Source organism: Candidatus Coatesbacteria bacterium (genome assembly GCA_014728225.1).
Taxonomy (GTDB): Bacteria; RBG-13-66-14; RBG-13-66-14; order RBG-13-66-14; family RBG-13-66-14; genus WJLX01.
In genome coordinates this window covers 1-15,095 of record WJLX01000117.1, presented here as the reverse complement: position 1 = coordinate 15,095, position 15,095 = coordinate 1, and the positions used below count along the sequence as shown (strand labels likewise).

At 66.6% G+C, this 15,095-nt stretch carries 11 protein-coding genes; 7 read left to right on the top strand and 4 right to left on the bottom strand.

Annotation, left to right across the window (positions count from 1 at the left end; all coding sequences use genetic code 11):
• Positions 1–525 precede the first annotated feature (525 nt).
• The 7 genes from rpmA to GF399_08445 all read left to right on the top strand — a co-directional run bounded on the left by rpmA (position 526) and on the right by GF399_08445 (position 10,233).
• Positions 526–777: a 50S ribosomal protein L27 gene (gene rpmA / locus GF399_08475; protein ID MBD3400353.1), complete on the top strand. Its 252-nt coding sequence runs from the start codon at positions 526–528 to the stop codon at positions 775–777.
• A gap of 102 nt (positions 778–879) precedes the next feature.
• Complete coding sequence (obgE, locus tag GF399_08470; protein ID MBD3400352.1) at positions 880–1,929, top strand: GTPase ObgE; 1,050 nt, start codon at positions 880–882, stop codon at positions 1,927–1,929.
• A 95-nt stretch (positions 1,930–2,024) separates the two neighbouring features.
• Positions 2,025–2,363 (top strand): hypothetical protein, encoded by a 339-nt coding sequence (locus GF399_08465; GenBank protein MBD3400351.1) that lies wholly within the window; start codon positions 2,025–2,027, stop codon positions 2,361–2,363.
• A 402-nt stretch (positions 2,364–2,765) separates the two neighbouring features.
• A complete protein-coding gene (locus tag GF399_08460) occupies positions 2,766–6,650 on the top strand; it encodes a tetratricopeptide repeat protein (protein MBD3400350.1) in 3,885 nt (1,294 codons plus the stop codon).
• A 294-nt stretch (positions 6,651–6,944) separates the two neighbouring features.
• The gene (locus tag GF399_08455; GenBank protein MBD3400349.1) at positions 6,945–7,301 is read left to right on the top strand and encodes a copper-binding protein; all 357 of its coding nucleotides are present in this window, start codon (positions 6,945–6,947) and stop codon (positions 7,299–7,301) included.
• A 112-nt stretch (positions 7,302–7,413) separates the two neighbouring features.
• A complete protein-coding gene (locus GF399_08450; protein MBD3400348.1) occupies positions 7,414–9,267 on the top strand; it encodes a hypothetical protein in 1,854 nt (617 codons plus the stop codon).
• 54 nt (positions 9,268–9,321) lie between these two features.
• Positions 9,322–10,233 (top strand): PorV/PorQ family protein, encoded by a 912-nt coding sequence (locus GF399_08445; GenBank protein ID MBD3400347.1) that lies wholly within the window; start codon positions 9,322–9,324, stop codon positions 10,231–10,233.
• A gap of 458 nt (positions 10,234–10,691) precedes the next feature.
• Here the strand turns inward: GF399_08445 and queA are convergent, their stop codons facing one another.
• From queA to GF399_08425, 4 genes are all read right to left on the bottom strand, one after another.
• Positions 10,692–11,732 carry a tRNA preQ1(34) S-adenosylmethionine ribosyltransferase-isomerase QueA gene (gene queA / locus GF399_08440; protein MBD3400346.1) on the bottom strand — a complete coding sequence of 347 codons (1,041 nt, stop codon included), beginning with the start codon at positions 11,730–11,732 and terminating at the stop codon, positions 10,692–10,694.
• Positions 11,733–11,793: 61 nt separating this feature from the next.
• Positions 11,794–12,315 (bottom strand): GNAT family N-acetyltransferase, encoded by a 522-nt coding sequence (locus GF399_08435; protein ID MBD3400345.1) that lies wholly within the window; start codon positions 12,313–12,315, stop codon positions 11,794–11,796.
• A 1-nt stretch (position 12,316) separates the two neighbouring features.
• A complete protein-coding gene (locus GF399_08430) occupies positions 12,317–13,450 on the bottom strand; it encodes an aminotransferase class V-fold PLP-dependent enzyme (protein MBD3400344.1) in 1,134 nt (377 codons plus the stop codon).
• A gap of 31 nt (positions 13,451–13,481) precedes the next feature.
• The gene (locus GF399_08425; GenBank protein ID MBD3400343.1) at positions 13,482–14,846 is read right to left on the bottom strand and encodes a hypothetical protein; all 1,365 of its coding nucleotides are present in this window, start codon (positions 14,844–14,846) and stop codon (positions 13,482–13,484) included.
• Positions 14,847–15,095: the final 249 nt, after the last annotated feature.

Sequence of the window (15,095 nt, the reverse complement as noted above, 5' to 3'; positions counted from 1 at the left end):
GAATGGACTACGATTATATGAAGGATATATGCAGGCAGTTTCAAGTGATGTTATGATTTATAGATGGCAAAGACCAAAGTTTATTATAATACTTTCAGGAAGTGGTGTTCAACAGTGCAGTTTTGGCTGGATTAAAGCTCAATTCAAATGATAATAAAGGAGTCACCGATCGACCGGCGACTCCTTTATTATTCAGCAAGAAAAACTACTGCTGAACAAACACGAGATAATAAGTATGGTGGGCTGCAAGTTTACCGTTATCAGCTCCGTAGATAGTCTCCAGTATCTCGGCCACGGCCGAGCCAACGCTAACCCACGATGGCTCAAAACTCAGCCCGACAGGCCCGGCAGGACACAATCCCCGACGAGCGAACAAGGGATCGGACAACGATCCGGATGCTTACACTCCAGAACGGATACAAGGCTTGCCGGGATGAGAAAACCCTTGACAAGAGGGCCTGCAGGTAATACACTACGGCGCGAACTGGGACCCGCAGTAGCTAACATCAACACCGAGGGATAGTTATGGCTCACAAGAAGGCAGGCGGTTCTTCCCGCAACGGACGTGACTCCGAATCCAAACGTCTGGGCTGCAAGCGTTTCGCTGGCCAACTGGTCACCGGCGGCTCCGTGCTGGTGCGCCAACGCGGCACCAACTTCCACGCCGGCCCCGGCGCCGGTCTGGGACGCGACCACACCCTGTTCGCCAAGATCGACGGCCGCGTCGATTTCTACACCCGGCGTAACCGCCGCTACGTTTCCGTCACCGCCGTCTAGGCGTTTCCGCGCCGCGGTCCGAGTCTGGAAAACCGCCCGCGGGCGGTTTTTTCCTTGCCCGTCGGAGCGCCGCGGCCCTCGAACCGGGCCGGTAAGGCTACCATGTTCATCGATCGAGCGAAAATCACCGTCAGAAGCGGCAAGGGCGGCGACGGCCACGTCGGCTTCCGCCGGGAGAAGTACGTCCCCAAGGGCGGCCCCGACGGCGGCAACGGCGGCCGGGGCGGCTCGGTCTACCTGCGGGCCGACGTTCACCTCACCACCCTGGAGAAATTCCGCTACCAACCGCTCTACCGGGCTCCCGACGGCGAAGCCGGCGGTCGCCAGCGCCGGACCGGCGCCGACGGCGCCGACCTCGTCGTCAACTGCCCGCCGGGCACCCAGGTCTACAAGCTGCCCGAGGAGGTCCTGCTGGCGGACCTGGACGAAGCCGGCGAGCAGGTGCTGCTGGCCGCCGGCGGTCGGGGCGGGCTGGGCAACTCCAACTTCGCCACCCCCACCCGCCAGACGCCGCGCTTCGCCACACCGGGCCGCCCCGGCGACGTCCTTGAGCTGCGCCTGGAGCTCAAGGTACTGGCCGACGTCGGCCTGGCCGGGATGCCCAACGCCGGCAAGAGTTCGCTGCTGGCCCGGCTTTCCAACGCCCGGCCCCGGGTGGCCGCCTACCCCTTCACCACCCTGTCCCCCCATCTGGGCGTCGTCACCATCGACCGCGACCGCGGCTTCGTCATGGCCGACGTCCCCGGCCTGATCGACGGCGCCGGTGAGGGCGCCGGACTGGGTCACGATTTCCTCCGCCACCTCGAGCGCACCCGGGTGATCGTCGTCGTAGTCGACGCCGCGGCCACCGAGGGCCGCGAGCCCCTCGAGGATTACCGCACCGTCCGCCGGGAGCTGCGCGCCTTCAGCCCGGAGCTCGACGAGCGCGTCGGCCTGGTCTGCGCCAACAAGACCGAGCTGCCCGACAGCGAAGAGTGCGTCGCCCGGCTGCGCGCCGAGCTCGAACTGCCCGTAATCGCCGTCTCCGCGGCCACCGGAGCCGGCTGCGACGAGCTGAAAAAGCAGCTCGCCCGCCTGCTGGGCGCCGACGGACTCTGGCACGAAGACGCCCCCGCCGCCGACGACGCTTTCGACCCCCTCGCCGGAGATTAACTTCTTTTTCTCCGCGGCGGTAGTCAACGACGAAGCTTTCCAGTATAATGACCTCGACGACGCATTCCGCAGCCCCACCCGCGAGGCCGACCATAATGCTACTGCCCGGTTATAACGACAACATCCGCATCAACAACCAGGTCTACCACGTCCAGACCGAGACGCGGGGCAGCAAGGACGCTCCTTACATCGTCACCCTCGTCTTCTCCAGCGGCAAGATCCTCTATCGTCGCAAGACCGAATGGCTGGGCGCCGTCGATAACGACGAGGCCCTCAAACAGTTCAAGGCCCTGCTCGAGGAGCAACACTCCGACGTCATCGGCCAGATCAGAAACGACACCCTCGAACGCGCCGACGCCGACGAACAGAAGCGTATCGAGATGGACGAGAAGAAACTGATCGCCCGCTTCCTCGATGAATGGGCCAGCGAATAGCCCGCTCGCACTTCGTTGAACAACCGACAGGAGACCCGGCCGGGTCTCCGTTTTTAAATGGTTTTCCGATTGTTGAACGGCTGCGCCGACGACCTTTGAAAACAAACCCCCGGCGCCGCGCACCAAACCGCCGAACCGGGCCGCCGGAACCGGCACGGTTTTTGCGGAGGCGGACCGTCGCCGCCGCTCCGACGGTCGCCGAGATGCAAAAACCGTGCCGGTTCCGGCGTCGGCATCCCGGAGGATACGGGCGAGAGGGTTTTCAAAGGTCGCCGACGCCCCGCTTCGACCCACCCGGCGTCTCGTATGTTAAAGTTAGGGTGATACGTAGCAGAGCTAAACAAGCCCCGTTCAAGTCCGGTTCGGTGGGTAGAATAAGCAAACCCAAACCGGCGAGGTCCAATGCATAATCTGCTGCCCCGCTTCATCCAGCGACGCTTCACCGCCAACGAGTACCACGGCGCCTTCGCGGCGGCGACGCTGTTCTGCGACCTGAGCGGCTTCACCGCCCTGACCCGCCGGTTGACCAGGCACGGACCCGAGGGGGCCGAGGTTCTTTCCGGGATCATCAACGACACCTTCCGGCCGATGATCAACGAGATCTACCGCTACGGCGGTTTCGTGACGGGTTTCGCCGGCGACGCGATGACGGCGGTGCTGCCCGATGATCCCGCAAATGCCCGGCTGACAGCCGTGGCTGTCGCGGCGGCTTTCGCACGGCGCCGGATACAACACAGCCGCCTGGGCCGGGTGGAGCTGGCCCTGCGGATCGGTCTGTCCGGCGGGCGGGTGGAGTGGGGCATCCCGGGCGCGGGATTACGCACCTGGTACTTCCGTGGTCCGGCGGTGGAGCGCTGTTCTCGCCTGGGCGACCGGGTCGAGCCGGGGGTCGTCCTCTTCGACGAGCACTACTTCGGAGCAACGTCATCGCCGGCCGCCGAAGCCGTCCGGCCCCGGCTGCCCCGGCGTCGGGAGATCCACCGGCGGGTCGGTCGGTTGTTCTTCCCCGAACGGGTGATCGAGTTCAGCGGCCGGGGCGAGTTCCGCGACGCGGCGGCCCTGTTCATCGGTTTCACCGACCGCGGTCATGCTGAACTCGACGCCCTTGTTAACCCGGTTCTCAAGCTCTGCGAGGGCTACGGCGGCTACTTCGCCTCGCTGGAATTCGCCGACAAGGGGCCGCTGATGCTGGTCATCTTCGGCGCCCCGGTGAGCTACGAGCGCACCCTGGAGCGGGCGGCCGATTTCGCCCTCAGCGTCGCGGAGCAGGCGGAGGAGCCCCTGAGGATGGGCCTGGGTTGGGGAACGGTCTACGCCGGACTGATCGGCTCCCGCCGCCGCTGCACCTACTCCCTGATCGGCGATCCGATCAACCTGGCCGCCCGGCTGTGCCAGCGGGCCGCGCCCGGCGCGATCCTCACCGCTCCGGCCGCGGCGGACGATCTGGCTTCGGGATACCGCTTGCGGCCCCAACGTTCGGCGGGCCTCGAGAAGATTGATGCGGCCGAGCGGGCCGTCCACCTGGAGGGACGCCGCCGACGACCGGCGGCGCTCGGATCCAGCGGGCCGTTCTACGGTCGGCGAAACGAACTGAAGCTGCTGGAGCGGCGACTGCTCGAACGGACCGGTGCTGGAGGTACGCTTTACATCTACGGCGAGCCCGGGGTGGGCAAGAGCCGGTTGCTCGAGGAGTTCAAGCGTCGGCATCCCGAATTGAGCTACCTCGATCTCCAGGCCGACGCCGTGCTACGGCGCAGCCTCAACCCCGTCACCGCCCACCTGCGGCGCTTCTTCCTCTTCGACGGCACCTCGGAGAAGGCGAACGCCGCGGTCTTCGCCCGACGTTTCGACGAGTTGGTCGCCGACTTGCTGCGCACGGAGCAGTCCGGAGCCGCCGCCCTCGCCGCCGCGCTCGAGCGCCAGCGCGGTTACCTGAAGGTGTTGGTCGGCCTTTCTCACGACGAGGAGGACGAGGCCGGCCTGCCCGCCGAGGTGAGCTTCAACAACCGGCTGTTCGCCGCCCGGGACTTCTTTCGCGCCCGGGCCCTGCTCGCGCCGAGCGTGGTGGTCCTCGACGATCTCCAGTGGCTCGACGACGACTCCCGTCGCTTCTTCAAGCTGTTGCAAAGGCTGGAGAAGCCCCGCCTGTCCCTGGTGCTGCTGTCCCGTTACCGCGATGACGGCGCCAAACCCCGCCTCGGTGACGACGCAGCGGCGCCGGAGCTGGAGCTGGCGGAGCTGGACGAGGCCGACGTCGCGCTCTTCATCGAGCAGCTCCTCGGCCGGCCCGTCGAACGGGAGCTCTATACCCACATCCTGGAGCGCAGCGCCGGCAACCCTTTCTATCTGGAGCAGCTCTGCGGGTATCTGAGCGAGAATGCGCTCCTCGAGGAGCGCGACGGTCGGGTGCAACTCCGCGGCGACATCGCTTCCCTGCCCGACGGCATCCGGACCCTGCTGGTGGCTCGCCTGGACCGTTTGTCCACCAGGCTGAAGCAAGTAGTCAAAACGGCGGCGGTGCTGGGTCGGGAGTTCGATCCGCGGATCCTCGGCGCCGTGCTGCGCGGGGAGCGCCTCGAGGCTCTGTTGCGGGAGGGTGAGCGCGAACTGATCTGGCTGTCCCTGTCCAGCCTGCTCTATCTGTTCCGCCACGTCCTGCTGCGCGAGGCGGCCTACGGCATGATGCTGCGGGGACGGCTGCGCGAGCTGCACGGACTGACGGCCCGCGTTCTGGAGCGCGAGTTCCCCGACGATCCACGACGCTACGCCGAGCTGGCCCACCATTACGGCCGCGCCGAAGAGCCTGAGCGGGAGCTGCGTTACCTCGAACTGGCCGTCGACTACGCCGTGGCCAACTATCACAACCACGACGCCCTGGCCCTGCTCGAGCGCTCCCTGGAGGTCGAGCACGAAGCGGAACGGCGCATCAGCCTGCTGCTCAAGCTGGGCAAGGTTCAGCACCACCTGGGTCGTTGGCCCGAGGCCGACGAGACGACGGCCCGGGCCCTGGCCGCGGCCAGGAGAATCGGCGCCGAGGACCTGATCGCCGACGTCCAGTTACACCGCGCCGTCCAGCTCCACTTCACCAACCGTTACCGCGAGGCCGAAGAGGCCGTCGCTGAATGCCTCACCCATTATCAACTATGCCGGGACACCGGTAAAACCATCGACGCCCTGGGGGTCCGGGCGATGATCCATCAGGGGCGCAGCGAATTCCCCCGAGCCCTGGCGGTGATGGAACGGACCCATGAGCTGGCGCTGGAGTTGGGAGACGACTCCCACCTGGCTCACACTCTGGGACGCTTGGGCCTGATCCATTATGAGCTGGGCGACTTCGAACGCGCCGTCGCCGCCCTCGAGCGCGCCCGGGACCTGTTCGCCGGGCTGGGCAACGATTACAAGCTTTGCCACGTTCTCGGCAACCTCGGCAACATCCACCTGCAGCAACGACGCCTCGACGAGGCCCGTGAGCTCTACGAGCACTCCCTGGCCATCGCCGAGCGCATCGACTCCCGGATGGATATCGGCCACGCGCTGGCCAATATCGGTGTGGTCCACCTGTACCGGCGCAACTTCGACACCGCCCTCGACTACTTCGCCCGCCTGCAGAAGCTGAGCCTGGAGATCGGCAATCTCAGCGACCTGTCGACGGCCCACGCCAACATCGGCAGCATCCACCTCCAGCTCGGCAACTACACAACCGCCCGTGAGCACCTGGAAGAGATGCTGGCCCTCACCCGGCGGATCGAGGAAAAGGCCGGCGCCAGCTACGCCCACTTCAGCCTGGGTTCCATGTTCCTCGAACAGGAGCGCCTGCGGGAGGCCGACGAGCACCTTCAACGGGCTCTCGAGCTGGCCGTCGAGATCGGCATGCGCTACTATCAGCCCCTGTATCAGCTCTCCCTCGCCGAGCTGCGCTACGCTCAAGGCCACCTCGACGAGGCTGACGATCTCTGTCGGCGGGCTCTGGTCGTCGCCCGGGAAACCCATAACATCGAGGCCCGCCACAAGCTGCGTCTGCTGCGGCTGACCCTGCGGGTGCGACGCGGCGAAACCGACCCGGTAGACATAGAGGAAGAATTGGCGGAGATCGAGGGCCTAATCCCCCAGGAATTCGAGCGCCGCCTGCTGTCCTATCACCGCTGGCGGCTGCTCGGCGGTGAAGAGCGGCGGCGCCACGCCCTGGAAGTACTGAGTACGTTGTACGCCGAGGCGCCCCTGGAACGCATTCGCCGCTTCCTGGCCGCCCTCGAAGACGATCATCCCGATCTGAGCCGCTACGAGTGAAACGCCCCGCCGACGACCGCTTGATCAGCTGAACCTCACCGGACCCCGCGCGCCGGAACTGGTACGGTTTTTGCGGAGGCGGACCGTTATCATCGTTGGTAACGGTCGCCGAGATGCAAAAACCGTACCAGTTCCGGCGCGGCTCGGGTGGTTGGCGGGTGCCCGGCGGTTTTGACGCCGGTCGTCGGCGGGGCGTTAGGCGTGGGCCGCGCCGTAAGCCTTATTGAAATTTAGTCTCAACTTAGTATATAATGATAATTGAAATCAGCCACCAAGCCGAACGGAGGAGCTCCGATGCGTCACTTAGCCGCTTTACTCGTCATCGCCCTGGCCGTCCCCGTCGTCGCCGCCGACCACCAGATCGACATTCAGGACTTCAACTACGACCCGGCCGCAAAGACCATCAGCGTGGGCGATACGATAACCTGGACCAATATCGACATGGTCGATCACAGCGTCACCCATGACAGCGGTGACTTCGATTCCGGCCTGTTGAGTCATGGAGAGAGTTGGAGTTACACCTTCAACGAAGCCGGCGAGTTCGACTACTATTGCACCGTTCATCCGGCGATGACCGCCGTTGTCATCGTCGAGTCCGACGCCCCGATCAACAACACCAGTTGGGGTGAATTGAAACGGCAACTGCGTTAGAGTCCGTCAAGCAACTACAACAGCAGCGACGGGGTCGGGCCAAAAGCTGGCATCCGACCCCGTCCTTTGCTATATTTAGCCCGTAACCCCCGTCGACCCTTGGAGAAACCCCGTGCGCCAAGCAATCAGATTATCGCTTTCGGCCGGCCTGCCGATTCTGCTGGCCTGTTGCAGCACCGCCGCCGCCGTACCGCCGATGCCCACCGAGTGGTACAACCTCCTGGGGCTGGATGAACCCGCCGTCGCCACTCCGGTCACCTTCCCCGCCGCCGTCGACACCCCGGAGGTGCCCAGCCCCCTGGCCGACGGCACCATCCGCCCCCTGGTCATCCTGGTGGACTTCGTCGATCGGCGGGCCGACAAGGACATCCACCCGCCGTTGGATTACGGCAAGCTGATCTTCCGTACCAACCAGGAACCGGGCACCTTCACCGATTACTGGGACGAGGTCTCCGGGGGGCAGGTGCGCATCGTGGGTGAGGAATCCGTCGATGTCGACAGCGCCTGGATCCGCATCTCGGGCACCGACCCCGAATCCGGCGAGGAGCTGGACTACGCCTTCTTTGCCAGCGACGAATACGGCTTCGGCGCCTACCCGCGCAACTCCCAGGGGCTGGTGCGTTACGCCCTGGACTTCGTCGATTCGCGGATCAATTTCGCCGCCTACGACAACGACGGTCCCGACGGCATCCCCCGTTCCGCCGACCCGCAGAACTCCGACGACGACGGCTACGTCGACGCCCTGTTCGTCGTCCACGCCGGTTGGGGCGCCGAGCAGAGCGGCTCCGACGACGACATCTGGAGCTGCAAATGGGACCTCTCCGCGGACGGCGGTCCGGGACCCTATCAGACCGACGACGGCGTGCGCGTGGACGACTTCATGCTGGTGCCCGAGGAACTCTACGACGGCGTCGACGACGGCAACGAGCTGCTGGTGACCGTCGGGCCGTTCTGCCACAGCTTCGGCTACCTGCTGGGGCTGCCCGCCCTCTACGACGCCACCCCCTCGATCGACAATCCGGACTCCAACGGCATCGGTCACTGGGGCCTGATGGGCTACGGGGCCTGGACGGGCATCGTCGCTTCGCCCTCCCGCGTACCCCTGCCGGGCAACTGCCCCGTCCACCCCTGCGCCTGGAGCAAGATCTACATGGGCTGGGTCTCCTTCGATCACGCCACCCAGGGGCGCAACCAGCCCCACGCCATCTACCGGGCCGAGAGCGCGCCCCCCGCCGGCGGCACCCGCTTCCTCAAGGTCACCGTCGCCGGACCCGAGGAGTATTTCCTGCTGGAGAACCGGCAGCAGATCGGCTTCGATCGCGGCCTGTCCTATCTCGAGCACATCGACCCCGACCATCCCGGCCCCCTTCACGGCCTGCTGATCTGGCACGTCGACGAGGAGATCATCAACGCCGAGCTGGCCTCGGGACGGATCAACGACAACGAGTTCCACAAGGGCGTCGACCTCGAGGCCGCCGACGGACTGAGCGATCTCGACGGCCTGGTCAACCTGGGCGACGACGGCGACCCCTTCCCCGGCTACTTCTCCAAGCGCGTCTTCGGCCCCGACACCAACCCCAGCTCCCTGCCCTACGGCGACGGCAAGAGCACCTGCTACATCGACGGTATCTCCGATTCCGACAACCCCATCCGGCTCTACGTCACCAGCATCCGCAACCCGCTGACCACAGGGGTGATGTGCGGTCCCAACCCTTTCACCATCCCCGACGACCGCGTGCTGACCTTCTTCTTCGAGCACAATCTGCGGGTCAGCGTCCGCATCTATACCCTCTCGGGCGACCTCGTCGACACCCTCGGCGAGGACGAGGTCGATGAAGCCTTCGGCCAGGCCTCCTGGGACGGCCTGAACTCCGAGGGCCAACCCTGCGCCAGCGGGCTCTACTTCTATACCGTCGACTCCGGCGACTATCACGTCGGCCACGGCAAGTTCACCCTCATCCGCTGAGCGCTTCTCGCCCCCGATTCCGTCGCGCAACCCGGCAAGCGAAAGGTAACCGCTATGAGCCGTCGACTCCTCCTGCTCTTTGTTTTGGTCCTCGTCAGCGCCGCCGCGGCTCAGGGCGGGGGGCCGGGCACCTCGGGAGCCGACTTCCTCAACCTGGGCGTCGGCGCCCGTCCGATGGCCCTGGCCGGCGCCTACGCCGCAATCTCCGACGACGTCTACGGCCTGACCTACAATCCCGCCGGGTTGAGTCAGATCGTCAAAACCGAGCTGGGCAGCTTCTACGCCAACATTCTCGGCGACGTCCACCACGGCTGGATCGGTTTCGCCCAGGAGGCCGGCGGCAGCCTCTCCTTCGGCCTGGACCTCAACCTGCTCTACGCCAACGAGACCCGCCGCGACAGCTACGGCGACCCCCACGGCGAGTACTGGGTCGGCTGCGGCGCCATGGGCGGCGGTCTGGCCCTCGACTTCGGCTCCGGCTTCTCGCTGGGCCTGGCGGCGCGCTACGTCTTCCAGAAGTACGACACCGAGATCGGCCACGGCTTCGCCGGCGACCTCGGTCTGCTCTACCACACTCGCTATAACGGTTTCCGCGTCGGCCTGGTGGCCGAGAACCTCGGCCCTCCGGTCACCATCCTCGCCGTCGGCGATCCCATGCCGATGGCCGTGCGCCTCGGTCTGGGCACCAGCCTCTTCCGCCAGAGCCTGAACCTCACCGCCGACGCCGTCTGGCGCTTCGAGAACACCCTCGAAGCCGATGTCGGTATCGAGTGGTGGGCCGTCGAAGGCGTGGCGGTGCGCGCCGGCTACCGCATTCTCGACGACCACGATTCCTGGTCCGGCGTCTGCCTGGGCCTTGGGCTGGACGCCCTCTCCGGGCTGATCTACGGCTCGCTGGACTACGCCCTGGTTCCCCGGGAGCCGCTGGGCTACGTCCACCGGGTCAGCTACTCGCTGAAGTTCTAGGGTTTCGTTTTGCATTACGCGCCGGGCGGGGGAGGATACCCTCCGCCCTTCGCCACAATCCGAGAGCCCGGTGGGTCGGGGGCTCCGTTCCCCGTCGCCGTTGAGCGTCACCGAACCGCACCAAACCTCAATCCGCGACGACCCGCGGGCGGTAGAAAAAACCCGCCCCTTCCGGGGCGCGTCTACATCAGCCGGATACCGTAGGGCCGACTGTCCTCAGTCGCCCATCTTAAGAAACGTAAGAAACGCCAGAAGGGTGGGAAACACCGACAACGAAGGGCCGGCGCATTTCTTGCGCAACGAACCCGATCAAGGGTTCGTTGCGCGTGCAAGAAACTGGTGCCGGTGCTGCTTCGCAGCATTGGAGTTACGACTTCGTCGTAACTCCGGCCCGGCAAACAGCGGGCGGGAGCGGGATTGGAATCCCGCCCCGTCTTCGCGATACGGTCGTCAGCCTTCTAACCGTGGGGCAGCAGCAGCATGGCGTCGCCGTAGGAGTAGAAGCGGTAGCCCTCGGCGACGGCCTCATCGTAGGCCGACAGAATGCGCTCGCGTCCGACGAGGGCGGCCGTCAGCATCAGCAGGCTGGAGCGCGGCAGGTGGAAGTTGGTCAGCAGACCGTCCACGGCGCGGAAACGGTAGGGCGGGTGGATGAACAGGTCGGTCTCGCCGGAGCCGGGCTGGATCAGACCGCGCACGTCGGCCAGGGTTTCCAGCACCCGGGCGCTGGTGGTGCCGACGGCGATGACCCGGCGTCCGGCCAGGCGGGCCTCGTTGATCAACCGGGCCGTTTTCTTGCCCACGGAGTAACGCTCGGTGTGCAGGCGGTGCCCGGAGAGCTCACCCTCGGGCAGGGCCTCGAAGGTGCCGTAGCCGACGTGCAGGGTGACGGTCAGCCAGCCGATGCCCAGGCCCTGCAGGCGACTGATCAAACCCGGGGTGAAGTGCAGTCCGGCGGTGGGGGCGGCGATGGAGCCGGGGCGCCGGGCGTAGATGGTCTGGTAGCGTCGCGTGTCGGCGGCGTCGGCGCCGCGGGGGCGGTCGATGTAGACCGGCAGCGGGGCCTCGCCGAACTCCTCCAGGATCTCCATCAACGGTCGCGCAGAGGCCAGACCGAGGACCAGCTCGCCGTTGTCGAGCTTGGCCAGCACCTCGGCGGTCAAACCGCCGCGGAAATCGATGTGCTGGCCGATGTGCAACCGTTTGCCGGGCCGGGCCAACGCCGTCCAGCGCCCGTCCCCCAGATCGCGCAGCAGCAGAGCCTCGACCCCGGCCCCGCCCTCACGTTTGGTCCCGCGGATGCGCGCCGGGATGACCCGGCTGTCGTTGGCCACCAGCAGGTCGCCCTCGCGCAGCAGACGCGGCAGGTCGTGAAACACGTGGTGCTCCGGGGGACGGTTGCCGATCAGCACCATCAGCCGCGAGGTGTCGCGGCGTTCGGCCGGGTACTGGGCGATCAGCTCCCGGGGCAGCTCGTAATCGTATTCGTCGGCGTTAATCGGCATAGGGCGCTTGTCGGCAGAGCCGTCCATTGAAAGCTGCGGGCGGGCGCGGCGGAGTTCAGCGCAGCGACATGACGAAGTACACGCCGCGGACCCACTTCTCGCGCCGGGGCAGATAGGCGTGGCCGGGGTGGACGGCGAAACCCAGGCCGATCTTGAGGGCGTAGTTGGCCGGACGGTCCAGGGAGGACCAGGAGCGCAGTTGATACAATCCGCGGCGGCGGCACTCCTCCAGGGCGGCGAGCTGGAGCCGGCGGCCGATCCCCCGGCGGCGGTAAGCCTCCTCGACGTCGAAGGTCCAGACGAAACCCTCGACCAGCCCGGGGGGATAGCTGTCGCTGAAGCTTGCGTTCTCCAGCTCGAGGAGGCTCAGCGGCAGATCCGTCCGATGCTCCAAGGGCTGCAGGTGGACGGAGAGGTGACCGATCAGGGCGGTCCGTCCGTCAGCGTCGGCAAAGGCCCCCAACACGAAGGCCGCCTCATCCTCCAGGGACGGGGCGTGATCCACGGAATCGACCCGCTCCAGGTGGGCCTGGTAGGCCTCCCGCTCGTCCGGGCCGAGGGGGCGGATCGCGGTCATCTCACAACGCCTCGATCAACCGGTCCAGGTCGGCCCGGTTGTTGTAGAAGTGGACGCCGACGCGGATGTCGCCCTCGCGCAGGCTGACGATGATGTCGCGTTCCAGCAGGCGCTGCAACAGGGTCTGCGGCTCGGGAGCGCTAAAGGTGACGATCCCGCTGCGCCGGCCCTCGATCCGGGGGCTGGTGATGGTCTGACCGGCGGCGGTCAGCCCCTCGATCAGGTAGTCGCAGAGTTCGACGATGCGCTTCTCGATGTGTTTGGCTCCCATGTCGGCCAGGTAATTGCAGCTCGCGCCGAGGGCGATCTGGGTCAGCAGGGAGTTGCTGCCGGCCTCGAACCGGCGGCCGTCCGGGGCCAGGGGCTGCTCGTAGTCGGTCAACCGGTCGAGCTTGAGGTCGGCGTTGGGAACCACGGAGAGCCAGCCCAGCCGGTCGGGTTCCAGTTCCTCGACCAGCTCCGGCGCCAGGTAGATGAAGCCGCCGCCCTGGGGCGCCAGGGTCCACTTGCCCCCGCCGCAGACCAGGACGTCGATGCCGCTGAGATCGACCTCGAGAGCGCCGACGCCCTGGATGGCGTCGACGACGAAGCGCACCTCCCGTTCGCGGCAGAAGCCGCCCAGGGCCGCCGTATCGATGCGCGCGCCGTCGGCGAAGTCGACCCAGGAGAGGGAGACGATTCGAGTGGCCCCGTCGCAGACCGCGGCCAGGTCGTCGACGGTCACACCGCCGGGACGGTTCTCCAGCCAACGGACCTCGACGCCCCGCCGCCGCAGGTTGAGCCAGGGCAGTATGTTGGCCGGAAACTCCCCCCGGCGCAGGACGATGTTGTCGCCCGCGCCGACGGGCAGCGAACCCGCCGCCAGGGCCAGGCCCGAGGAGGTGTTGGCCACCAGGCCGATGGAACGCTTGCCGGACCCGATCAGCTCGGCCACCGCCGCCCGGGTCTGGTCCAGGTCCTCGACCATGCCCGTGATCTGCGAGGGATGGCAGTAGAGCATCTCCTCGGCGACGCGCTCGACGGACTCGGCGGCCGGCGGCGACAACGGACCGCGGCTGGCATGGTTGAGGTAGGCGTAGCGCTTGGTGACCGGGAAACGCGCCCGCTCCCGTTCGATTCGCTCGGCGGTCAGCATTCGACATCACCTCTGTTGGCTGTCATCAGGACTAGCGGGCCAGCTCGTAGTAGATCAGGGCGCCCAGCCAGTCATCTTCCTCGCGGACCAGGCAGACGACGCCGGAGCCGTCCCCGGCGGCGAGCACCGGCTCCCCCGGACCCAACCGATACTCGACGCCCTCCACTTGGTAGGCCGTGACGCCGTCGACGGCGTAGAAACGGCGACCGTCCGGGGTGCTCAGCTCGTCCATCGTCGACGAGACCCAGCCGTCGTCGGGCGGGGGCTCTTGCTCCAGACGAACGGCCGTACCGCTGGAGAGCTCCAGCCGCCACCATTCCAGTTCGGCGTCCAGCGAGCAGTAACCGCTGGTGTTACGGCCGATCAGCACCTCGTCCCCACTGAGCCATTGGATCTGCGTCGCCCCGACGATCCCCAGCGGCTTGACCTCGCCGGTGGCTGGATCGACGAGCTGGAGCTCGTTGATCCGGCTGTTGCCGATGAAGCCGTCGGAGAAAATGTAGGATCGCCAACTCTTCTCCGGACCCAGACGCTGCTCGAGGGCGGCGGTGTTATCGAGGGGCTCGTCGCCCGACGGGGTGTTCCAATCCAGCACGGTGTGCTCGTAACCTACTAGAACCCGGGCGCCCTCCGGGGAGACGTCGGCGCCCCAGACGCCGTCGACGGCGCCGCCGCGGTCCCGGTTGGGCCAGTACCAGGCCAGGGTGCCGGAGAAGGGCTCCATCTCGAAGGTGCCCCGGTAGAGCAGGTAGAGAGCGCCGGAGACGTCGGTGCCGGCCGACCAGAGATAGTAATAGTCGAAGAGGGCCAGGCGCCGGGCGCGGACGACGCCCCGCTCGAGATCGTACTCGCTCAGGTCGGCGACGACCTCGCCGCTGTATTCCTCGGCCAGGCGACGGGCCGCCCCCCACGTCGGCACGGGGCCGTAGACGGCCGGCCCCAACCGGGGGTAGGGAGGTGTCCGCTCACCGTAAACCCGGACGCCGTAGGGGCCCGGATCGCCGAACAAGGCGACCTCGGCCAACTCGACCTCGTCGACGTGGTCAGGAAAATGCAGCTCCAGCTCGAGACGGCGCACCTCGGCCTCGCTCTCCACGGGCAGACTGATCCGCGGCCCGGCGACGGCGTCATGGCGCACGGCCGTTTCGTCGTTAATCCGCAACTCGAGGTAGTCCGGCGACGGCGAACCCGGTGTCAGCTCGAGCTCGACGACCCGACCCGGGGCCGGATGAGCCGAAGTGAGCGACAGCTTGACGACGCCGCGCTCCAACGGCTCCAGTACGACGTAGGTCGTCGGATCGCCGTCGGTCAGCTCCGGCGGGTCGACGAGGCGGGCGTCCTGACCGAAGCAGAACAGACTCAGCAGACTGAGCAGGGTCCCGAGAACGGGCATCATCGATACCTCCCTGGATTGCTGTCCGGATTCCCGCCCGGCTTCCTCCCCGGCGAGATGATGCTTGATTGTAGCAGACACTGCGGCCCCAGGTCAGCAATTCCGCCGAAGCGGCCGCGACGGCCGCAGCGTTGAAAAACAGCCCGCCGTCCCTCCCCGGCGCGCCGTAGCCCGCCGCCCCCGGAACCGGCACGGTTTTTGCGGAGGCGGACCGTTGCCGTCGCTCCAACGGTCGCCGAGATGCAAAAACCG

Excerpts from the sequence above, each read along its gene's own strand:
- GF399_08430 (MBD3400344.1), bottom strand. The coding sequence starts at position 13,450 with ATGCTGACCGCCGAGCGAATCGAACGGGAGCGGGCGCGTTTCCCGGTC.
- GF399_08460 (MBD3400350.1), top strand. The coding sequence starts at position 2,766 with ATGCATAATCTGCTGCCCCGCTTCATCCAGCGACGCTTCACCGCCAAC.
- rpmA (MBD3400353.1), top strand. The coding sequence starts at position 526 with ATGGCTCACAAGAAGGCAGGCGGTTCTTCCCGCAACGGACGTGACTCC.
- GF399_08455 (MBD3400349.1), top strand. The coding sequence starts at position 6,945 with ATGCGTCACTTAGCCGCTTTACTCGTCATCGCCCTGGCCGTCCCCGTC.
- GF399_08435 (MBD3400345.1), bottom strand. The coding sequence starts at position 12,315 with ATGACCGCGATCCGCCCCCTCGGCCCGGACGAGCGGGAGGCCTACCAG.
- obgE (MBD3400352.1), top strand. The coding sequence starts at position 880 with ATGTTCATCGATCGAGCGAAAATCACCGTCAGAAGCGGCAAGGGCGGC.
- GF399_08465 (MBD3400351.1), top strand. The coding sequence starts at position 2,025 with ATGCTACTGCCCGGTTATAACGACAACATCCGCATCAACAACCAGGTC.
- GF399_08425 (MBD3400343.1), bottom strand. The coding sequence starts at position 14,846 with ATGATGCCCGTTCTCGGGACCCTGCTCAGTCTGCTGAGTCTGTTCTGC.
- GF399_08445 (MBD3400347.1), top strand. The coding sequence starts at position 9,322 with ATGAGCCGTCGACTCCTCCTGCTCTTTGTTTTGGTCCTCGTCAGCGCC.